The following is a 19,698-nucleotide window of genomic DNA, read 5'->3' as shown; positions in this document are numbered from 1 at the left end:
GGAGACAAGAAAATGGCTGAAGGTGTTAAGCCCCGCGTCAAGGCGCCCAAGAAGGCCGCCGCTGGCGAGACCGTCACGATCAAGACCCTCATCTCGCATCCGATGGAATCGGGTCAGCGCAAGGGCAAGGACGGCAATCTGATCCCGCGCTCGATCATCAACCGCTTCACATGCGAGTTCAACGGCAAGTCGGTCATCGACGTGACCATGGAGCCGGCGATCTCCACCAACCCGTATTTCGAGTTCGATGCGGTGGTGCCGGAAGCGGGTGATTTCAAGTTCACCTGGTACGACGACGACGGCTCGGTCTACGAGGACGTCAAGTCGGTCGCCATCGGCTGAGCCCCGACACAGGGTGTGCGAAGGAATGTCCGCTCCGGCGTGAACACCGGGGCGGGTCACCCAAGAGGGAGGACACGAGACATGAAATTCAAGGCAATGACGGCGCTGGCCGGTCTGCTTGCCATCTCTGCCGTCGGAGCCGCGAATGCCGACCCGGTGGAGGACGAGCTGGTGATCAACGACGAGATCGAGATCGTCACAAGGACCGCCGCTCCCGAGCACATGGAGTATATCGACGAGATCATGTCGGGCTGGCTGTTCCGCGAGGACGACACTCGTGACATGGAGCGCGACGATTTCGACAACCCGGGCATGCTTGCCGTCGAGGCGGCGATGGAGGTCTGGGAAACGGCGGACGGCACCGAGGGCAAATCCTGTGCCGATTGTCACGGCTCGGTGGAAGAGGCCGACATCGCCGGCGTGCGCGCGGTCTATCCGAAATGGCACGAGGCGTCTGGCGAGGTCCGTACCCTCGAGATGGCGATCAATGACTGCCGCACCGAGCAAATGGGTGCTGAGCCTTGGGGCTACACGAGCGCTGACCTGACCAACATGTCCGCGCTGATGTCCTACATGTCGCGTGGCCTGCCGATGAACGTCGCCATCGACGGACCGGTCCAGGCGACCTGGGAACGGGGCAAGGAAATCTACTACACGCGCTACGGTCAGCTCGAACTTGCCTGTGCCAACTGCCACGAAGACAACTATGGCAACATGATCCGTGCCGACCACCTGAGCCAGGGTCAGACCAACGCCTTCCCGGCCTACCGCCTGAAGGACGCGGCCCTCGTTCCGATCCACAAGCGCTTTCAGGGCTGCATTCGCGACACCCGCGCCGAGACCTTCTCGCCGGGCAGCCCGGAATTCGTGGCGCTCGAACTCTACGTCGCCTCGCGCGGCAACGGCCTGTCGGTCGAAGGTCCGTCGGTCCGCAACTGAGAACCGGATTGCCCTGCATGGTCCTGGACTGTGCAGGGTTTTCTGTAACGTGATTCATTCAATTTTGCGCATATGTTTTGCGCATACAGGGGAAATAGACGCATGATCTCGCGCCGTGACTTCCTTCAGGTCTCGATGGCCGCCTCCGCCATCGTGGGTGCGTCGGGCTTCGGCAACTGGGCCCGTCTGGCCGCGCAGCAGACGCTCACGCAGGACCAGCTTCTGGAATTCGACACTTTCGGAAACGTCACGCTGATCCATGTCACCGACATCCACGCGCAGCTCAAGCCGATCTATTTCCGCGAGCCGCAGATCAATATCGGGGTGGGTGAAGCCCGCGGGCGCGTGCCGCATGTCACCGGCGCCGACTTCCGCAAGCTCTACGGCATCGCGGACGGCTCGATGCCGGCCTATGCCCTGACCTATGACGCTTTCTCTGCGCTCGGAAAGGAATATGGCAAGGTTGGCGGGCTCGACCGGGTCGCCACTGTGGTGAACGCCATCCGCGCCGCCCGTCCCGATGCGCTGCTGCTCGATGGCGGCGACACCTGGCACGGCTCCTATACCTGCTACCATTCGGCCGGCGCCGACATGGTCAACGTGATGAACAAGCTCGCGCCCGACGCGATGACCTTCCACTGGGAATTCACGCTTGGCTCGGAGCGGCTGCTGGAACTGGTGGAGGAACTGCCCTTCGCCGCTCTCGGCCAGAACATCTTCGACAAGGAGTGGGACGAGCCCTCCGAGTTTTTCGAGAGCTACAAGATGTTCGAGCGCGGCGGTACCAAGATCGCCGTGATCGGCCAGGCCTTCCCCTATATGCCGATCGCCAACCCGGGCTGGATGTTCCCGGAATTCTCCTTCGGCATTCGCGACGAGCGGATGCAGGAAATGGTCGACGAGGCCCGCGCCGAAGGCGCCGAGCTGGTGGTGGTGCTCTCCCACAACGGTTTCGACGTGGACCACAAGATGGCCTCCCGCGTCTCCGGTATCGACGTGATCCTGTCCGGCCATACCCACGATGCGCTGCCGGAGCCGGTGCTGGTCAACGACACGATCATCATCGCGTCGGGCTCGAACGGCAAGTTCGTCTCCCGCGTCGACCTCGACGTGCGCGACGGCCGGATGATGGGCTTCAAGCACAAGCTGATCCCGATCTTCTCCGACGTGATCGAGCCCGATGCGGAGATGACCCAACTCATCGACGAACAGCGCGCGCCCTATCTCGACCAGCTTACCGAGGTGATCGGCCAGACCGCGGACGACCAGCTGCTCTACCGGCGCGGCAATTTCAACGGCACCTGGGATGACCTGATCTGCGATGCTCTGATCGAGGAGCGCGATGCCGACATCGCGATGTCGCCAGGCGTCCGCTGGGGGCCGTCGATCCTGCCCGGCCAAGACATCACGCGCGAGGATATCTGGAACGTCACCTCGATGAGCTATGGCAAGGCCTACCGCACCGAGATGACCGGCGAGTTCATCCACGTCATCCTCGAGGACGTCGCCGACAACCTGTTCAATACCGACCCCTATTACCAGCAGGGCGGCGACATGGTTCGCATCGGCGGCATGGGCTACACGATCGACGTCTCCAAGCCACAGGGTGAACGGATCAGCGACATGGTGCACCTGAAGTCGGGCGAAAAGATCGATCCGGCGAAAACCTATGTCGTCGCCGGCTGGGCCTCCGTCAACGAGGGCACCGAGGGGCCGGAGATCTGGGACGTGGTCGAAAGCTACATCCGGCGCCAGGGCGTCGTGAGCTTGGCGCCCAACACCTCCGTCGTCGTCAACGACATCTGACACACCCATTCCGAACACATGGCCACCGGCCTCCCCGGTGGCGAAACGCAACACATGGAGGGACATCTCCGATGACCAGGAAGAGCAAGGGTCTCGAGACTTCTCGGCGCCGGTTCCTGACCGGGGCCGCGGCTGCCGGCGCGGGCGCCGTGGCCGCAGCCACCGCCCGGGCCGCCACGCCCGATCCGCTGATCACCGAGGTTCAGGACTGGGCCAGCATCACCGGTGAGGGCGTCGACGCCACGCCCTACGGCCTGCCGATCAGATACGAGGCCGACGTGATCCGCCGCAACGTGCCGTGGCTGACGGCCGACCCGATCTCCTCGATTAACTTCACGCCGATCCATGCGCTTGACGGCACGATCACACCGGCCGGCTGCGCCTTCGAGCGCCACCACTCCGGCGCGATCGAGCTGCGCAAGGAGGATTACCGCCTGATGATCAACGGCCTGGTCGACAAGCCGCTGGTCTTTACCTACGAGGATCTGGAGCGCTTCCCGCGGGAAACCCGCGTCTACTTCCTCGAATGCGCCGCCAATACCGGCATGGAATGGGCGGGGGCTCAGCTCAACGGTGCGCAGTTCACGCATGGCATGATCCACAACATGGAATATACCGGCGTGCCGCTGCGGACCTTGCTGAACGAGGCAGGCGTGCAGCCGGAGGGCAAGTGGATCTATGTGGAAGGCGCCGACGCCTCCTCGAACGGCCGTTCGATCCCGCTCGAAAAGGCGCTTGACGACTGCCTCGTGGCTTTCAAGGCCAATGGCGAGGCGCTCCGGATGGAGCATGGCTACCCTGCCCGCCTGGTCGTGCCGGGCTGGGAAGGCAACATGTGGATCAAGTGGCTGCGTCGGGTCGAGGTGACCGAGGTGGCGGTCGAGAGCCGCGAGGAGACCTCGAAATACACCGACACGCTGGCCAATGGCGTCAGCCGCAAATGGACCTGGGAGATGGACGCGAAGTCGGTCATCACCTCGCCCAGCCCGCAGGCGCCGATCACCCACGGACCCGGCCCGCTGGTCATCACCGGGCTTGCCTGGTCGGGCCGCGGCGCGATCACCGGCGTCGACGTGTCGCTCGACGGGGGCATCAACTGGCAGAAAGCGCGGCTGGCGGCGCCGGGAGAATCCCGGGCGTTGACGCGCTTCTATCTCGATATCGACTGGCAGGGCGAGGAGATGCTCCTGCAATCGCGGGCACGCGACGAGACCGGCTATGTCCAGCCGACCAAGAACCAGTTGCGCGAAGTGCGCGGGCTGAACTCGATCTACCACAACAACGGCATTCAGACCTGGTGGGTCAAGCCGGACGGGGAGGCTGAAAATGTCGAAATTTCCTAATCAGCTCGCCCTTGTCAGCGTGGTCGGCGTCTCGGCCATCGCGCTGGCGGTCGGCCTCTCCGAACGCGCCGCGCAAAAGGCGGCCGAAGCCGCCCATGCCGAGGCGATCCAGGTCGCCGAAGCCTTGGCTGCGGAGCAGCGGGCGGCCGGGGAGGTCGCAGCGGCTGAGCCTGCCGAGGCAGCACCCGTGACTGATGAGGTCGCAACGGCCGAGCCTGCAAACGTGGAACCTGTGACCGAGGAGGTCGCAGCGACCGAGTCCGCCGATGCGGCACCAGTGACCGAAGAAACCGCTGTGACCGAAGCGGCGCCTGCGCCCGACGCGGCACCGGCCGCTGTCGCCAGCGCCACGCTGGACGGGACGACCGACACGCTGGAGGGGCAGGGCGACACCGATCGGCTCGCCGGCGACGACACCGCGATGGCGCATGGTCCCTATGGGCTCGGCCGCCTGGCCCTGCCCGAGGAAATCAACGCCTGGAACCTTGACATCCTTCCCGACGGCACCGGTCTGCCCGATGGCGAGGGCGATGTCTGGACCGGCGACGAGATCTTCTCCGAATACTGCGCCGTCTGCCACGGCGACTTCGCCGAAGGCGTCGACAACTGGCCCAAGCTGGCCGGCGGCATGGGCACCCTCGACCGCGAGGATCCGTTGAAGACGGTCGGGTCTTACTGGCCGTATCTTTCGACCACTTTCGACTATGTGCGCCGCTCCATGCCTTTCGGCAACGCCCAGACCCTGACCGATGACGAGGTCTATTCGATCGTCGCCTATATCCTCTATTCCAACGATCTCGTGGACGAGGATTTCGTGCTCTCGAAGGAAACCTTCCTCGATGTCGAGATGCCGAACGCCGATGGCTTCATTCTCGACGACCGAGCGGAAACCGAACTGGAACGCTTCTCGCAAGAGCCCTGCATGGAGAATTGCAAGGACTCGGTCGAGATCACCATGCGTGCCGCGGTGCTTGACGTGACGCCGGAAGAGACCCGCGCCAAGACGATTGCCAAGCTGATAAAGGACACCGACCCGAAGGCGCCGAAGGCCGAAGCGGCGGAGGCCGAGGGTGTCGAGACGGCTGCGGCACCGGTGGCCGAGGCCGCACCCGCTGCCGAGGAAACGGCGCCTGCTGTCGAAGCTGCGGCTCCCGCCGCGTCGGAGGCTGCGCCCGATCCGGCCCTGGTTGCTGCCGGCGAGGCGGTGTTCAAGAAGTGCAAGGCCTGCCACATGGTGGGCGATGGCGCCAAGAACCGGGTCGGCCCGGCGCTGAACGGCGTTGTCGGCCGAACGGCGGGATCGGCTGAGGGCTTCAAGTATTCCAAGCCGATGCTGGCGGCCGGCGAGGAGGGGTTGGTCTGGGACGAGGCCGCGCTGCATGAATACCTCGCCGACCCGAAAGGCTATATCAAGGGCAACAAGATGGCCTTCGCCGGCCTGAAGAAGCCCGATGACGTCGATGCGGTGATCGCCTATCTGAAGGCGCATCCGTGAGCCTGTGCCGCGGACACATCGCTGACATGCCATGCTGACAGAATGCCGGGCGGCCCTGCGCCGCCCGCGCGTCCCGGGGGGCAACCCCTGACCCTAGCAAAGTGAGGATCCCATGAAAGCGTATCTTGCCGCCGCCTGCCTTGCCGCAGCTCCCGCCCTTGCCCAGGACGCCGTGCTGACCGATTTCAACGGCAGTTTCGACGACGCGACCTTCGCGGTGGAATCCGCGATCGTCGGCCAGGGGCTTGTCATCGACTATGTCAGCCACACCGGCGAGATGCTGAACCGGACAGGTGCCGATGTCGGCAGCGACGTGAAGATTTTCGATGCCGCCGACATCTTCCTCTTCTGCTCGGCGAAACTGTCGCGCGAGGTGATGGAAGCCGACCCGATGAATGTCGTCCATTGCCCCTACAACGTCTTCGTCCTCGACCGGGACGGGAAGGTGCAAATCGGACACCGGACCTATCCCGAAGGGCCGATGCAGAAGGTCCAGGAACTGCTCGCAAGCATCGTCGCGGAAGCCGCGGCCGACTGACGGCCGCTCAGCCGCGTCACGCGGCGCGGGTCGCCGTTTCCCGCACCAGCTCGGCGATCTCCGTGAAATGCGCGGTAAGCGGCGAGGTCTTGCGCCACACCATGCCGATCACCCGCTTCGGGCGCGGCGCTGGCAGGCGCGCGACCGAAACCGCGGCCGAGCGGGTCTCCACCGGGACGGCCATTTCGGGGATCAGCGTCACGCCGATCCCCGCGCTGACCATCTGCACCAGCGTCGACAGCGAACTGCCCTCCATCAATTCCCTCGGCGAAGATGACGAGAGCTGACAGAAGGAGAGCGCCTGGTCCCGGAAGCAGTGCCCTTCTTCCAACAGCAACAGGCGCATTTCGCGCAATGTGTCCGGGTTCGGAACCGGCAAGTTGGCCTCCGCGAGCGGGCGCACCAAAACGAACTCCTCGTCGAAGAGTGCATGCTCCACGAGCGCCGGTTCCGAGATCGGCAGGGCGACAATGGCGGTGTCGAGCCGTCCCTCCAAAAGGCTCTCGATGAGCCGCGCGGTCACCGCTTCGCGCGGGAACGGCTCGAGCCCGGGGAAGCGGTTCGGCATGGCGCGGATCAGCCGCGGCAACAGATAGGGCGCGACGGTTGGGATCACGCCGAGCCGGAGCCGGCCGGTCAGGGGCCCGTTGGCGCGGCGGGCGAGGTCCTCGATCTCGTCGACGGCGCGCAGGATGCCGCGCGCATGGTCTGCCATCGCCTCGCCGAGCCCGGTGAGCCTTACCCGCCGTGTCGTTCGCTCGATCAGCGGCGCGCCGACAAGCGCCTCGAGTTCCTTGACCTGCACCGAGAGCGCGGGCTGGGAGATTGCACAGGCGTCGGCCGCCTGGCCGAAATGGCCGCAGCGCGCCACCGCCTCGAAATAACGGAGATGTTTCAGGGTGAGGCTTTTCATAAGCAAATCCTATCGGACCTATTTGAACATCCAAATTCCTCCTATTGAATGACTCTGCTAGAAACAAGCTCGAACGAGAGCGGAGATTCGCCGGAGCCACGCGCCCGGTCTCCGCGCCCGACCCGGAATGGCCCCCGAGGGGGTACGTCAGCGATGGAGGAAAAGATGGACGGCAACGATTCACCGACGGCAGGCAAATGCCCGGTCATGCATGGCGGAAACACCGCGATGGGAACGGGGGTCATGGATTGGTGGCCGAACGCGCTCAATCTCGACATCCTGCACCAGCATGACACCAAGACGAACCCGATGGGGCCCGACTTCGACTACCACGAAGAGCTCAAGAAGCTCGACGTGAAGGCACTGAAAGCCGATCTCACCGCGCTGATGACCGACAGCCAGTCCTGGTGGCCGGCCGACTGGGGCCATTACGGCGGATTAATGATCCGCATGGCCTGGCACGCGGCCGGGTCCTACCGTCTTGCCGACGGCCGCGGCGGCGGCGGTACCGGCAACCAGCGCTTCGCGCCGCTCAATTCCTGGCCGGACAATGTGAGCCTCGACAAGGCCCGCCGCCTGCTTTGGCCGATCAAGAAGAAATACGGCAACGCGGTGAGTTGGGCCGACCTGATCATTCTCGCCGGCAACATCGCCTACGAGTCGATGGGCCTCAAGACCTTCGGCTTCGGCTTCGGCCGCACGGATATCTGGCATCCGGAGAAGGACACCTATTGGGGCGCCGAGAGGGAGTGGCTTGCGCCGTCCGACGAGCGCTACGAGGATGTCGGCAACCCGGCGACCATGGAGAACCCGCTCGCCGCGGTGCAGATGGGCCTGATCTACGTCAACCCCGAGGGGGTGAACGGCAAGCCCGACCCGCTGAAGACCGCCGAACAGGTGCGCGAGACCTTCGCCCGGATGGCGATGAACGACGAGGAAACTGTGGCGCTCACCGCCGGCGGCCACACCGTCGGCAAGACCCACGGCAATGGCGACGCGGATGCGCTCGGCCCGGACCCGGAATCGGCCGGCCCCGAGATGCAGGGCTTCGGCTGGGCCAACCCGAACATGCACGGCAAGGCGGCGAACGCAGTGACCTCGGGGATCGAGGGTGCGTGGACTTCGGAGCCGACAAAATTCGACATGGGCTTCTTCGACATGCTCTTCGGCCATGAATGGGAGCTTCGGAAATCGCCCGCCGGCGCAAACCAGTGGGAACCGGTCGACATCAAGGAAGAGGACAAGCCGGTCGATGCGACCGATCCGTCGGTCCGCCACAACCCGATCATGACCGATGCCGACATGGCGATGAAGATGGACCCGGCCTACAACGCGATCTGCCAGAAATTCATGGCCGATCCGGAGTATTTCCGGGACACCTTCGCCCGCGCCTGGTTCAAGCTCACCCATCGCGACATGGGGCCGAAAGTCCGCTACATCGGCCCGGACGTTCCGGCGGAGGACCTGATCTGGCAAGATCCGATCCCGGCCGGGCCGACCGGCTACGACGTCGCAGCGCTCAAGGCGAAGATCGCCGGCTCCGGCCTCTCGATCTCGGACATGGTCTCGACCGCCTGGGACAGCGCCCGCACCTATCGCGGCTCGGACATGCGCGGCGGCGCCAACGGCGCGCGCATTCGCCTCGCGCCGCAAAAGGACTGGGAAGGCAACGAGCCCGAGCGGCTGGCGCGGGTGCTTTCGGTGCTCGAACCGATCGCCGCGGAAGCGGGCGCGAGCCTCGCTGACACGATCGTGCTGGCGGGCGGCGTCGGCATCGAGCAGGCGGCGAAGGCGGCCGGTCACGAGATCGAGGTGCCCTTCGCGCCGGGCCGCGGCGACGCCACCGACGAGATGACGGATGCGGACTCCTTCGACGTTCTGGAACCGCTGGCCGATGGCTACCGGAACTGGCTGAAGAAGGACTATGTCGTTAGTCCCGAGGAGCTCCTCCTTGACCGCACGCAGCTCATGGGGCTCACCGCGCCGGAGATGACGGTTCTGATTGGCGGCATGCGCGTGCTCGGCACCAACCATGGCGGCACGGCGCATGGCGTGCTGACCGAAAGGGTCGGCGCGCTGACTAATGACTTCTTCGTCAACCTGACCGACATGGCCTATCGCTGGGTGCCCGCTGCCGACGGCAGCTACGAGATCCGCGACCGGGCGACCGACGCGGTCAAGTGGACCGCCAGCCGCGTCGACCTCGTCTTCGGCTCGAACTCGGTTCTGCGCGCCTATTCGGAGGTCTATGCCCAGGATGACAACGCCGGGAAGTTCGTCAAGGACTTCGTCGCCGCCTGGGTCAAGGTGATGAACGCGGACCGGTTCGACCTCGCCTGAGGCGGCAGAACTGCGCAAATTGAAAGCCGGCCCCGCGATTCGGGGCCGGCTTTTTCATACGGAAGACCCTTCCGCAAGTTTCTAGTGCCTGCCTTTCCGACAGAACAATCAGCGGCTGCAGATCCCCTCCGTCTCTGCCTCCTTCCAGGGAAGTTTGACGCGCCCCGGCGGGTCTTGGCGCTCTAGGCCGGAGAAGACGGGCTTCAAGATCGCGTAGAGCCGCCCCGTACGGCTTCCGTCGGGATCGAGGGCGCGGCAGCATACGAACTCCCCGACGAGCGATGCCTGCTGCTCGTAGCCATACTCATCAAAACGGCGATCGGGGGCGAGGTCGTAGAGATAAGGGTCATCCTTGCTCCCATGCTCCGACGCGGCCCGCCAGGGCGCGTATCCAGTGCTGTCGCGGTGTTGCCACTGCCAGACATGGGTCATCTCGTGGGCTAGGAACATCGCGTCGGCGAGCGGCAGCGCGTCGGGATAGCCGGCGAGAAAATCGTCCTCCCAGACCTTCCGCGAAACGAAGAGGCGTTCACCGAGAACGAAGCCGGCGACTTTCCACCGGACTTTCGGCTTGGTCTCCTTCGGGTAGATCCGCTCGCGGCAGGTAACATACGGGCGGGGTGGGCGGTTGGCAGGAACCCCCGCGATCACCGCGCCGCGGGTGACACGCACCGCTTCGGTGTCGAGGGCGGTCCCCTGGACGGTGGCGCTGAAGGCCCGCTCGGCACCGGTGAGCGATCGCGTGGTGCAACCGCCGAGAGCCAGCAGCAAAATGGCCAGGCAGGTAAAGAAGGAAGGGCGGGGCATTACGGCTCCTGTTGCCGAACGATGCGAGAGGTCTGCGTGCCATCACCCCAGGGAGGTGGCTGCCCGTCGGAAGCTCGCTGGGGAAGATGGTCGTGTCGTCTATATCAGCTTCCGGACCGGTCTTCCGGCATTTTCGCCATGCGTAACGAGCCGGGCAGGCGCCTTCCCTCGCGGCAAAGGGCGACGGAAGCCGAGTGCCGGGGCGTTCAAGGCTCCGTGTGTCATCTGTAATCGGATCCCCTAAATGACCTTCCGCAAGATTCTCTTCTGGAGTCATCTGACCGCCGGCATCTCCGCCGGCTTCGTCATTCTCGCCCTCGCAATCACCGGCGTGTTGCTGACCTATGAGGTTCAGATCACCCGCTGGGCCGAGCACGGCCTCGAGGTGAGCATGTCGGAGGGCGCGCCGCTTCCGGCCGACCGGCTCTCCGAACTCGCCCTTGCTGCGACCGATGGCCAGGCTTCGACACTCGTTTTCGAGAACGCCCCCGCGGCCCCGGTCACCGCAACCATCGGGCGAAATGACAAAGTCTTCCTTGATCCCTACAGCGGCGAGGTCCTTTCCTCCGGGCCAACCGCCATACAGGATTTCTTCGGTGCGGTGATGACATTGCACCGCTGGCTCTCCCTCTCCGGCCGCAGCGAGACCGGCGCGGCGATCACCGGCGCGGCCAATCTCGTCTTCGCCTTCCTGCTGCTCTCCGGCGCCTGGCTCTGGCTGCCTCGGATCTGGCGATGGGGCATGCTGAAGTCGCGGCTTCTGTTCCGGCAGACCTACCCGGACACGAAGGCCCGCGACTTCGCCTGGCACCATGTCTTCGCATTCTGGAGTGCCATCCCGCTCTTCCTGATCGTCCTTTCCGGCGTCGTGATTTCCTATCCCTGGGCCAGCGACCTCGTCCTTGCGGCCTTCGGCGAGGAGACGGTGGCCACGACGGAGAGCGACGGGCACGGAACCGGTGGCGGCCGCGGGCTGGGCAGGGGGCTCGGCATGGGACGTGGCGGCGGTGAGGGCGGCGATCATTCGGAGCATGAGGACGCGGACGCGGGCAACGGGTTGCTGCTTCTGCCCGGCGGCGTCGGGCTGCAGGCGATCCTCGAGACCGCCGAGGCGCATGACCCGGCGTGGCGCCGGGTCGTGTTGACGCTTCCCAAGGAGGCGCCGGCCATCGAGGTCAGCGCGACGGTGGACACCGGCACTGGCCGGCAACTCGCGCGTCAGGAAACGCTCGCGGTCTCGCAGCGGACGGGCGAGGTTGTCAGCGTCACCGGATATTCCGACCGCCCGGCCTCGACACGGGCGCGGATGTGGCTGCGCTTCATCCATACCGGCGAAGTCTACGGGCTCGCCGGGCAGACGATCGCCGGGCTCGCCTCGCTGGCGAGCGTCTTCATGGTCTATACCGGCCTCGCGCTGAGCTACCGCAGGCTGATCCGGCCGCTCTTCCGGCGCCGCAGCCCTGCCTGATCAGGCGCGCTTCCGCCGGCTCGACACCCAGGCAATGGCGGTGAAACCCGCCGCCACGGCAAGGCTGCCGGCGATGGCCAGAAGCAACCGTCCCAGTCCGGGCGGCAGACCCTCCGGCAAGCCGGGCATGGGGGTCGCCGCGCCGGGCCAGAACAGCGCGAGGTTGACCGCGATGACCAGCGCCGCCGCCAAAGCGGCGAGCGCACGGATCCCGGCCGCCATCCGGTGCCCCCTGAGCATCCGACCGAGCGAGCGAAGCGCGCGGGTGGCGTCGGCCTGGATCACCATCAGCGAGGGCACCATCATCAGCACGATGAAGAAACCGACGGAGAGGCCGTAGACCAGCGTGACAACGGTGGGCTTGAGAAAGAGCGACTGCCGGCTCTCCTCGAACATCAGCGGCGCGAGGCCGAGCACCGTGGTCAGCGTGGTCAGCAGGATCGGGCGCAGCCGCTCGACGCTGCCGGCGACGGCCGCAGGAAGGATCGCCATGCGGCGGGCGTAGTCCTGAATCGTCGTCACCAGCACGATGGCGTCGTTGATGATGATGCCGGACATGCCGATGAGGCCGATTACCGTGAAGAGCGACATCGCGAGGCCGAACTGCGCATGGCCCCAGATCGTGCCGATCAGGCCGAAGGGGATGACGGCGAGCACGATGAGCGGGCGGAACCAGCTGCCAAAGACCCAGCCGAGCACGAGGTAGATGCCCAAAATACAGAGCAGGAAGCCGACCAGAGCCTCGCCTAGGAAATCGTCCTCCTGCATCGACAACCCGCCGAGTTCCCACTCGACGGAATGGCGCGCGGCGATGTCGGGCAGGATCTCCGTCCGAAGCGCGGCGCCGATCTCGGCCGCGCGCTCGGGGCTGTCCTCGGCGAGGCTACCGGTCACGGTGACCTGCCGGCGGCCGTTCTCGCGGTTCACGGTGGAGAAGGCGGGCGTGCTCGTGGTTGTCGCGATCTCGCCCAGCGGCACGTAGTCGCCCGAGGGTGTGCGCATTCGCGTGGTCTCGAGGAAATTGCCGGACTGTTCCTCCTCCGGCAGGCGCACGGTGATCGCGGTGGTCCGCGTGCCGGACGGAAATTCCACCGCGGTTATACCGTTCAGCCGCCCGAAGAGCTCGGCGCCGATTGCCTCGGTGGTGAAGCCGAGCGCTTCGCCCGCCGGCGTGAGCTCGAGAACCATGTCTTCCTTGCCCATGGGTAGGCTGTCCTGAAGACCGGTCACTTCGGGATACTGGCCGAGCGCCGCGATCAGCTCCTCGGCGGCGGCCTTGAGCGCGAAACTGTTCGGCCCATAGAAATTGACCGCCAGCGAGTCGCCGCCCGGGCCCGCGCCCTGGCTCCGGAAGGAGAGCAGCGCGAGCCCGGCCGGGCGGACGACCTCCTGTTGCAATGCGCGGACGAATTCCTGTGCCGAGAACTCCCGAAGGTCGGCGCCGACAAGCCCGATATCGATCGAGCCGAGCGTGTCGGGATCCATCGTCGACTCACCGGGGATACCCTTTGCGGCGGTTCCGCCGACCTGGGTCACGGAATGCACCACCGGATAGATGCCGCTGCCGGCCTCGAGCTCTGTCGCAACGGCGGCGACGGCGCGGTCGAGCTCGCGGGTGAGGTCCCGCGCATCCTCGCGTGTCGCGCCGGGCAGGAAGGCGAAATTGCCGGTGACCGAGCCGCGCTCGGGTGCGGTGAAGAAGGCCCAGGGCACGTCGCCGCGCAGCACATGGGAGAAGGAGAAGGCCAGCAGCAACAGCATCGCCGAGACGACGAGATAGCGCAGTCGCAGCACCCAGTGCATCAGCGGCGCAAAGACGGTCTCGGAAACCCAGGCGAAGCCGCGATTGAACTGGTAGCTCGGCCAGTCGTACCAGCGTCGTCGGGTACCGGCCGCCAGCGCGTGGCGCATGTGGTTGGGCAGGATCAGGAAGCTCTCGATCAGCGAGGCGACCAGCACCGCGCTGACCACGAAGGGAATGTCGGCGATCAGTGTTCCGAAACCGCCGCCGACGAAGAGCAGGCCGAGGAAGGCGAGCACTGTCGTGGCGGTCGAACTGAAGACCGGGCCGATCATCCGCCGCACCGCGTTGACGGAAGCGAGATCGGGGCTCTCGCCGAGCTTGCGGGCGCGGAAATCGGCGTGTTCTGCCACGACGATGGCATCGTCCACCACGATGCCGAGAGTGATGATGAGCGCGAAGAGCGACATCATGTTGATGGTCAGCCCGCCGGCATACATCACCGCCACAGCCGCCAGCATCGAGATCGGGATGCCCATGGCGACCCAGAGCGCGGTGCGCGCGGAGAGGAAGAGGAAGAGCACGACGAGTACGAGGACGAGGCCGGAGAGGCCATTGTCGAGCAGGATGTCGAGCCGGTCGGTGATGTCCTGCGCACGGGTGTTGATGAGGCGGATATCGACGCCTTCGGGAAGTTCCGGCCGGAGGTCCTCCGCCAGCCGCCGCACAGCGGCTTCGATCTTGATCGCGTCACCTTCGGCGGAGCGGTCGACCCGGATCAGAACTGCCGGCATGTCGTCCACGAAATAGGCGCGGCCGGCATCCGAGGAGGTCACGACAACCTGCCCGAGATTGCGGACATAGAGCTTGGTCGCGTCCGGGTTTACCCGGACGGGAAGGTTGCGGATGGCGTCGGCGTCGCGGGTCTCCTCGCCGGCGCGCAGCCGCACTGCACCACCCGGAACGTCGCCTGCGGGGCGTGTTTCGACCTCGCGCGCGATGCCCTCGGCGATCTCGCGCAGCGAGATGTCGTGGCGGATGCGGGCGACTTCCGGCACTTCGACCTCGATCTGCGGCGCGGCGACGCCGAGGATCGAGGTGCGGGTGATGCCCTCGCGGTAGAGCCGGGCGAGAAGGTCGTCGCCGATCAGGCCGAGCTGGTCGGGGCCGATCGGCCCGTAGAGGATGACCTCGGTGACCTTGTCACGCCAGACGCCGCGGCGGACCACCGGCTCCTCGGCCGCTTCGGGCAGGGTCTTCACCGTTTCGACGGCGGCTTTCACCTCCTCGGTGGCGCGCGCCATGTCCCATCCAGGTTCGAGAACGAGGGTGATCGTTGTCGAGCCGTCCCTCGAGACGGCGGTGGAATCACTCACCCCCTCGACGCCCTGCAGCGCCGGCTCCAGCAGCGCCACTACCGCGCGGTCGATCTCCTCCGGTCCGGCGCCGTCCCAGTCGACAGTCACGGTCACCGTGTCGATCACCACGTCTGGGAAGAACTGCGAGCGGATCTTGCCAGTGGCGACGAGGCCGAGCACCAGCATCACCACCATCAGAAAGCTCGCCGCCGTGCGATGACGGGTGAAATAGCCCAGCACGCCGCCTGTCCCGCCGGTCATCACTGGCCCTCCGCCATCTTGGCTTCGAACTTCTCGACCGTCTCGCGCGGCACTTCCGGATGTGCGAGCTGCTCCAGCCATTCGGCGCGTTTCTCGGGCTTCATCTGCTCGCTGGCCTCGATGAAGGCGACGATCGCGGCGCGACGCGCGTCATCGAGCGCGATCATGTCGGGACCGGCGGCGGGCGCGGTTTCGGGTGCCGCGGCGGCCTCGGTGGATTCCGGCGCTGCGCCGGCCTCGGCCGGGGCAGGCGCGGCGACCGGCGCGACCTGGATGCCGGGGCCAAGCTGCAATGCCCGCTCGGTTACATAGCTCCGGCCAAAGGGAACGTCGCCGAGGATCACGCTGTCGCCCTGGTGGCGCAGCATCGTCGCCTGAAGCTCCTCGAGCCGGTTGTTCTCGCCGATGAGCAGCAGGCGCCCGTCGGTCGTCACCGCCGTCGCCGGCACACGGGCGACGTTTTCCAGCGGGCGCTCGGGGATCTGCACCGTGACGAAGTCTCCCGGCTGGACGACATTCGGATCGGGATCGATGAGGCTGGCATAAACCAGGCGGCCGATCTGCCCTTCGTCGCGCTCGGCGCCGGCGCGGTCGAGCCGGGCGGGCAATGTGGTGACGCCGCGGCCGCGCTGAATCAGCACCTCGATCTCGGCCTTCCGCAGCGCGCCGCTGTCGTTCAAAAGCCGGGAAAACTGCGTGTTGGTGACCCGGAACGCGACTTCGATCCGGCTCGGATCGACCAGCACCCCGAGTTGTTCATTGGCCGAGGCCAGCCCGCCCTCGACGGCGCTCACCTCGCTTACAACACCCGCGAAGGGCGCGCGCAGGGTCGCGTCTTTCAGCGCCCGGCGCGCTTCCTCGAGCGCGATCTCGCGCCGGCGCAGGGTGATCTCGGCCTGCGCCAGCCGCGCCTCGTCGCCGGCCACCACCTGGCGGCGGTTGAGCAGCGTCTGTTCGGCAGCGGCGCGGGCCAGAACGGCCGCTTCGACATCGGCCTCGGTCGCGACGCCGCGCGCGCGCAGCCCGGTCTGGCGGTCCGCGGCCTGTTTGCGCAGGTCGAATTGTTCCTCGGAGGCATCGGCCTCGAGCCGCGCCAGTTCCAGGGCCGATTGCGCTTCGGCGCGCCCGGCCTCGGCTTCCGCGAGATCGGTTTCGGCCAGCGCGACCGTGCTGGCGAGCTTCGCGGGGTCGATTGAGAAGAGCTCCTCGCCTGTCTCGACCAGCCCGCCATCTCGGAAGTTCTCGGAGAGCGACACCAGTTGTCCAGGGACGGCGGCGCGCAGCTCGAGCGTCCGGCCGCTGACGAGATGGCCGTAGGCGGTGATGACCGGCGCGAGCGTCGCGGCCTCCAACGTGCCGACATTCACCGAATAGGCGCGTTCGCGCGGCTGTTTCTTCGCCGCAGAGCTGCCGACGCGATCGCCCCAGGCATCCACGAGGATATTTCCCGCCGCGAGCAATAGCGCGAGCGATACGCCTCCAACGGCAAGCCCGAAACCGGCGCGGAAAATGACACCCATCCCATTAACACCCATGAATATGTTGTTGCGATTTTTCCATCAGGAACACGAGACCGCAGCCGCGGTCAAGGTCCGTCGAACCGGTTTGACCTGACGGCCGGTCTCCGCAACGTGCCCGACAACCCGTCCCGCCAAAGGTCGGAACTCACCCGGGCAGTCGCAGGCTCATTGTCGTTGCGTGCCGGAAGCCGAAGAGCCGCGAGAATATCCCGAGTTCCTTTTGCTCCGTCGGCGTGAAGCCGATGCGCTCGTAGAGTGCGCGGGCGCGCGGGTTGCTGTCGACGACGTCGAGCCGAACCTCGGCCATTCCGCGCCGTGCCGCTTCGGCCATCACCGCCGCGATGAGTGCCGAGCCGATCCCCTGGCCGCGGGCGGCGCAGGTGACGAAGATCCCGTCCATCAGCAACTGTCCGTCTCCAAGTGGTCGGTCCAGAAGATCCAGCAACGGCCCGCGCCAAGCCGCGCCCAGCAGGCCGTAGACCCGCGCCATGTCGCCGAAGCCGGCGGTGATCAGCCCGCCGGTGGCGGTCTTGAACCCGGCCACGCCGAGAAGCACCCCCTCCCCCGAGACCGCACAGAGCGCATGATCGGAGTTTAAAGCAGAGGCAATGAAGCGCAGCGCCTTGTCCTCCGGCGCCAGAAGCCGCCCAAGCTTCCCCGAGAATGCTTCCCAGAAGAGCGCCGCGACCCTCAGGCGATCCGCCTCCGGAAATCCGGCCTCGATCTTCATCCCCTTGTCACCCTGCCCACCGACTCCATGCCGCGCAGTCTGGGCCGGGCGGCCGGGCAGGGCAAGCCGCCGGGGACGGTTGCATGCCGCAGCGCAGAGGCGTAAGCGGCAGGGGCCAGTTCTGGAAAACATCCATGTTCGCAACAGCCTCCGTGACGTCCTTCTTCGAAGGTCTACGCGTCTCCATGCCCTTCCTGCTCGTCGCCGGCCCGTTCGGCCTGCTCTTCGGTGTCGTGGGCACCGAGGCGGGGCTGAACATCGCGGAAGTGATGGGATTCACCATCTTCGTCGTCGCCGGTGCGGCGCAGCTCACGGCGCTGCAGCTTCTGGCCGATAACGCGCCGGTGGTGATCGTGCTGCTCTCCTCGCTCGCGGTGAATCTGCGGATGGCGATGTATTCGGCCTCGCTCGCGCCGCATCTCGGCGCCGCGCCGCTCTGGCAGCGGGCGCTTGCCGCCTACTGGATGTTCGATCCGAACTATGCCGTCGCGATGGCCCGCTATGAGACCGGCCCCAAGATGCCGCTCGCCGAGCGGGTGGCCTTTTATTTCGGCTCGTCAATGGCGATCGCGCCGCTCTGGTACGCGATGACCTTTGTCGGCGCCCTGATCGGCCGCACCGTGCCGCAGGGACTGGCGCTCGATTTCGTCCTGCCGATCAACTTCCTCGCCCTGATCGGGCCGGTCCTGCGTACACCGGCGCATGTGGCTGCGGCGCTTGTGGCGACGCTGCTGGGGCTGCTGACGGCGGGGATACCCTACAATCTCGGCCTGCTGGTCGCGGCCGCGGCCGCCATCGCCACCGGCGCCGAGGTCGAGCGGAGGATGAACCGGAGGACTGTCGCGTGATCCCCGAGACCTTGAACCTGTGGCCGATCATCCTCGTCCTGGGGCTCGGCACCTTCCTGATCCGGTTTTCCTTCCTCGGCCTTTTCGCCGACAAGGAGCTGCCCGGCTGGCTGCTGAGGCATTTGCGATACACGCCGGTGGCGGTCTTTCCGGCGCTGGTCGCGCCGCTCGTTGCCTGGCCCGAGGCTACTGGCGGCGCGCCCGATCCGGCGCGGATGCTGGCCGCCTTTGCCACGCTCGGCGTGGGCTACTACTGGCGCAACCCTCTTTACGGATTTCTGGCCGGTTTCGCGACGCTCTATCTCGGGCTGGCGCTTCTCTAGCTGGCAGTCAACAGCGGCCCGGCTCAGCGCGGGTCGGGGCCGTATTCCACCAAGATGCCTTCGCGTGCTGCGGGTGAATCGACGATGTCGGAGCGGTCGTCCGGGCTGTCGTCGTAATAGCGCCGGATGGTCACGCCGGGGACCTTGTCAAAGGCCCGCATCGTCGCCTTGGGGAAGGGCGAGCGCGGGACCCATTCAAATCCGGGAACGCGGCGAAGGATCGTGTTGATCGAGGTGGTGCAGAGCGCGTTGGCCACCGCCCCGCGCGCCTCGACGCCTTGCAGGACCATCTCTGCCTGCTCCGGTGTGACCACCACGTCATGGCGGATCACGCGGTAGGTTTCGCGGGCATGGTAGTCGATGAAGAAATCGACCTTCTCGTCAGTGATGCCATAGAACAGGTCTGCCCGCTGGGCCAGGAACGGGTGCTTGAACGTGCCGGCCGGGTTGAAGATCACCCGTTGAGAGGCACTCACCATGAGGGCGCTGTGGGCGCCCTCGTTGGAGCGGTTGTTGACCATGGTGAACAGCGTCACCATCGGCGGGCCGTCGTCGCGATACGCAACGCGTGCGACATCCGCATCGCTGGCCCAGGGGCCAGGATCGCCGCAGGCCGCGAGCAGGATTGGCAGGCAGAGGGCCAGCAGGAGCTTTCGCATCAGGCCCTCCCCGGGCAGCTTTGTCACGGATTGCGGTCGGATCAGCCGTTGACGATGGCGAGCAAGATCAACACCAGGATGCATGCCACGATCGTCTTGGCAACAAAGCGAACGAAGCCCTCGAAGGTCTTCTCATGCACGGCAATGTCCATGCTCCCGGCGCTCGATTTCTTCTCGGACATTGGCGTGTCTCCTCATCAGTCTGTCCTGTCGCCCGACCTGACTACCCGAGTTTTTAGGTCCTGTTAAGACCGGGCGGACGGAAAG

The 19,698-nt window shown here is 66.0% G+C and carries 17 protein-coding genes; 10 read left to right on the top strand and 7 right to left on the bottom strand.

The window, feature by feature from the left end; genetic code table 11:
• The first annotated feature begins 12 nt into the window (after positions 1-12).
• The 6 genes from soxZ (at position 13) to EU800_RS07485 (ending at position 6,463) form a co-directional block, all read left to right on the top strand.
• Positions 13-342 (top strand): thiosulfate oxidation carrier complex protein SoxZ, encoded by a 330-nt coding sequence (gene soxZ / locus EU800_RS07510; RefSeq protein WP_129630191.1) that lies wholly within the window; start codon positions 13-15, stop codon positions 340-342.
• An 81-nt stretch (positions 343-423) separates the two neighbouring features.
• Entirely contained in the window at positions 424-1,281 is an 858-nt protein-coding gene (gene soxA / locus EU800_RS07505; protein WP_129630189.1) for a sulfur oxidation c-type cytochrome SoxA, read from the top strand.
• A 102-nt stretch (positions 1,282-1,383) separates the two neighbouring features.
• On the top strand, positions 1,384-3,087 hold the full coding sequence (gene soxB / locus EU800_RS07500; protein ID WP_129630187.1) for a thiosulfohydrolase SoxB: 1,704 nt from the start codon (positions 1,384-1,386) through the stop codon (positions 3,085-3,087).
• A gap of 71 nt (positions 3,088-3,158) precedes the next feature.
• A complete protein-coding gene (gene soxC / locus EU800_RS07495) occupies positions 3,159-4,430 on the top strand; it encodes a sulfite dehydrogenase (RefSeq protein WP_129630185.1) in 1,272 nt (423 codons plus the stop codon).
• A 421-nt stretch (positions 4,431-4,851) separates the two neighbouring features.
• Positions 4,852-5,925: a c-type cytochrome gene (locus tag EU800_RS07490; RefSeq protein WP_129630447.1), complete on the top strand. Its 1,074-nt coding sequence runs from the start codon at positions 4,852-4,854 to the stop codon at positions 5,923-5,925.
• A gap of 112 nt (positions 5,926-6,037) precedes the next feature.
• Positions 6,038-6,463 (top strand): DUF302 domain-containing protein, encoded by a 426-nt coding sequence (locus tag EU800_RS07485; RefSeq protein ID WP_129630183.1) that lies wholly within the window; start codon positions 6,038-6,040, stop codon positions 6,461-6,463.
• 16 nt (positions 6,464-6,479) lie between these two features.
• On the opposite strand, the gene EU800_RS07480 is transcribed toward EU800_RS07485, so the two are convergent.
• Entirely contained in the window at positions 6,480-7,376 is an 897-nt protein-coding gene (locus EU800_RS07480) for a hydrogen peroxide-inducible genes activator (RefSeq protein WP_129630181.1), read from the bottom strand.
• Between the two features lie 165 nt (positions 7,377-7,541).
• On the opposite strand from EU800_RS07480, the gene katG reads away from it, so the two are divergent.
• Positions 7,542-9,716, top strand: coding sequence for a catalase/peroxidase HPI (gene katG / locus EU800_RS07475; protein ID WP_129630179.1), 2,175 nt, complete (start codon positions 7,542-7,544; stop codon positions 9,714-9,716).
• A 108-nt stretch (positions 9,717-9,824) separates the two neighbouring features.
• On the opposite strand, the gene EU800_RS07470 is transcribed toward katG, so the two are convergent.
• Positions 9,825-10,523: a hypothetical protein gene (locus tag EU800_RS07470; protein ID WP_129630177.1), complete on the bottom strand. Its 699-nt coding sequence runs from the start codon at positions 10,521-10,523 to the stop codon at positions 9,825-9,827.
• Positions 10,524-10,767: 244 nt separating this feature from the next.
• On the opposite strand from EU800_RS07470, the gene EU800_RS07465 reads away from it, so the two are divergent.
• Positions 10,768-11,991, top strand: coding sequence for a PepSY domain-containing protein (locus EU800_RS07465; protein ID WP_129630174.1), 1,224 nt, complete (start codon positions 10,768-10,770; stop codon positions 11,989-11,991).
• Here EU800_RS07465 and EU800_RS07460 read toward each other — a convergent pair whose 3' ends face one another.
• From EU800_RS07460 to EU800_RS07450, 3 genes are all read right to left on the bottom strand, one after another.
• Entirely contained in the window at positions 11,992-15,351 is a 3,360-nt protein-coding gene (locus tag EU800_RS07460) for an efflux RND transporter permease subunit (RefSeq protein WP_129630173.1), read from the bottom strand.
• The gene (locus EU800_RS07455; RefSeq protein ID WP_165354588.1) at positions 15,351-16,871 is read right to left on the bottom strand and encodes an efflux RND transporter periplasmic adaptor subunit; all 1,521 of its coding nucleotides are present in this window, start codon (positions 16,869-16,871) and stop codon (positions 15,351-15,353) included. The genes EU800_RS07460 and EU800_RS07455 overlap by 1 nt, the downstream gene beginning before the upstream one ends.
• Positions 16,872-17,016: 145 nt before the next feature.
• Entirely contained in the window at positions 17,017-17,601 is a 585-nt protein-coding gene (locus EU800_RS07450) for a GNAT family N-acetyltransferase (protein ID WP_129630169.1), read from the bottom strand.
• A 134-nt stretch (positions 17,602-17,735) separates the two neighbouring features.
• Here EU800_RS07450 and EU800_RS07445 point away from each other — a divergent pair, with 134 nt between their 5' ends.
• Both EU800_RS07445 and EU800_RS07440 read left to right on the top strand, forming a co-directional pair.
• Entirely contained in the window at positions 17,736-18,449 is a 714-nt protein-coding gene (locus tag EU800_RS07445) for an AzlC family ABC transporter permease (RefSeq protein WP_129630167.1), read from the top strand.
• A complete protein-coding gene (locus tag EU800_RS07440) occupies positions 18,446-18,772 on the top strand; it encodes an AzlD domain-containing protein (protein WP_129630165.1) in 327 nt (108 codons plus the stop codon). The genes EU800_RS07445 and EU800_RS07440 overlap by 4 nt, the downstream gene beginning before the upstream one ends.
• 23 nt (positions 18,773-18,795) lie before the next feature.
• Here EU800_RS07440 and EU800_RS07435 read toward each other — a convergent pair whose 3' ends face one another.
• Together EU800_RS07435 and EU800_RS07430 are read right to left on the bottom strand one after the other, a co-directional pair.
• Positions 18,796-19,431 (bottom strand): hypothetical protein, encoded by a 636-nt coding sequence (locus tag EU800_RS07435; protein ID WP_129630163.1) that lies wholly within the window; start codon positions 19,429-19,431, stop codon positions 18,796-18,798.
• A gap of 41 nt (positions 19,432-19,472) precedes the next feature.
• Positions 19,473-19,613, bottom strand: coding sequence for an aa3-type cytochrome c oxidase subunit IV (locus EU800_RS07430; RefSeq protein WP_129630160.1), 141 nt, complete (start codon positions 19,611-19,613; stop codon positions 19,473-19,475).
• Between the last annotated feature and the right edge of the window lie 85 nt (positions 19,614-19,698).

Origin of the sequence: Tropicimonas sp. IMCC6043 (genome assembly GCF_004146235.1) — a bacterium.
GTDB lineage: Bacteria > Pseudomonadota > Alphaproteobacteria > Rhodobacterales > Rhodobacteraceae > Tropicimonas.
Note: the sequence above shows the minus strand (reverse complement) of the source record. Positions and strands in the feature narration are given on the sequence as shown.

What these genes read in the sequence shown, in the direction of transcription:
- soxZ (WP_129630191.1), top strand. Translation starts at nt 13, where the DNA reads ATGGCTGAAGGTGTTAAGCCCCGCGTCAAGGCGCCCAAGAAGGCCGCC.
- soxA (WP_129630189.1), top strand. Translation starts at nt 424, where the DNA reads ATGAAATTCAAGGCAATGACGGCGCTGGCCGGTCTGCTTGCCATCTCT.
- soxB (WP_129630187.1), top strand. Translation starts at nt 1,384, where the DNA reads ATGATCTCGCGCCGTGACTTCCTTCAGGTCTCGATGGCCGCCTCCGCC.
- soxC (WP_129630185.1), top strand. Translation starts at nt 3,159, where the DNA reads ATGACCAGGAAGAGCAAGGGTCTCGAGACTTCTCGGCGCCGGTTCCTG.
- EU800_RS07490 (WP_129630447.1), top strand. Translation starts at nt 4,852, where the DNA reads ATGGCGCATGGTCCCTATGGGCTCGGCCGCCTGGCCCTGCCCGAGGAA.
- EU800_RS07485 (WP_129630183.1), top strand. Translation starts at nt 6,038, where the DNA reads ATGAAAGCGTATCTTGCCGCCGCCTGCCTTGCCGCAGCTCCCGCCCTT.
- EU800_RS07480 (WP_129630181.1), bottom strand. Translation starts at nt 7,376, where the DNA reads ATGAAAAGCCTCACCCTGAAACATCTCCGTTATTTCGAGGCGGTGGCG.
- katG (WP_129630179.1), top strand. Translation starts at nt 7,542, where the DNA reads ATGGACGGCAACGATTCACCGACGGCAGGCAAATGCCCGGTCATGCAT.
- EU800_RS07470 (WP_129630177.1), bottom strand. Translation starts at nt 10,523, where the DNA reads ATGCCCCGCCCTTCCTTCTTTACCTGCCTGGCCATTTTGCTGCTGGCT.
- EU800_RS07465 (WP_129630174.1), top strand. Translation starts at nt 10,768, where the DNA reads ATGACCTTCCGCAAGATTCTCTTCTGGAGTCATCTGACCGCCGGCATC.
- EU800_RS07460 (WP_129630173.1), bottom strand. Translation starts at nt 15,351, where the DNA reads ATGACCGGCGGGACAGGCGGCGTGCTGGGCTATTTCACCCGTCATCGC.
- EU800_RS07455 (WP_165354588.1), bottom strand. Translation starts at nt 16,871, where the DNA reads ATGGGTGTCATTTTCCGCGCCGGTTTCGGGCTTGCCGTTGGAGGCGTA.
- EU800_RS07450 (WP_129630169.1), bottom strand. Translation starts at nt 17,601, where the DNA reads ATGAAGATCGAGGCCGGATTTCCGGAGGCGGATCGCCTGAGGGTCGCG.
- EU800_RS07445 (WP_129630167.1), top strand. Translation starts at nt 17,736, where the DNA reads ATGTTCGCAACAGCCTCCGTGACGTCCTTCTTCGAAGGTCTACGCGTC.
- EU800_RS07435 (WP_129630163.1), bottom strand. Translation starts at nt 19,431, where the DNA reads ATGCGAAAGCTCCTGCTGGCCCTCTGCCTGCCAATCCTGCTCGCGGCC.
- EU800_RS07430 (WP_129630160.1), bottom strand. Translation starts at nt 19,613, where the DNA reads ATGTCCGAGAAGAAATCGAGCGCCGGGAGCATGGACATTGCCGTGCAT.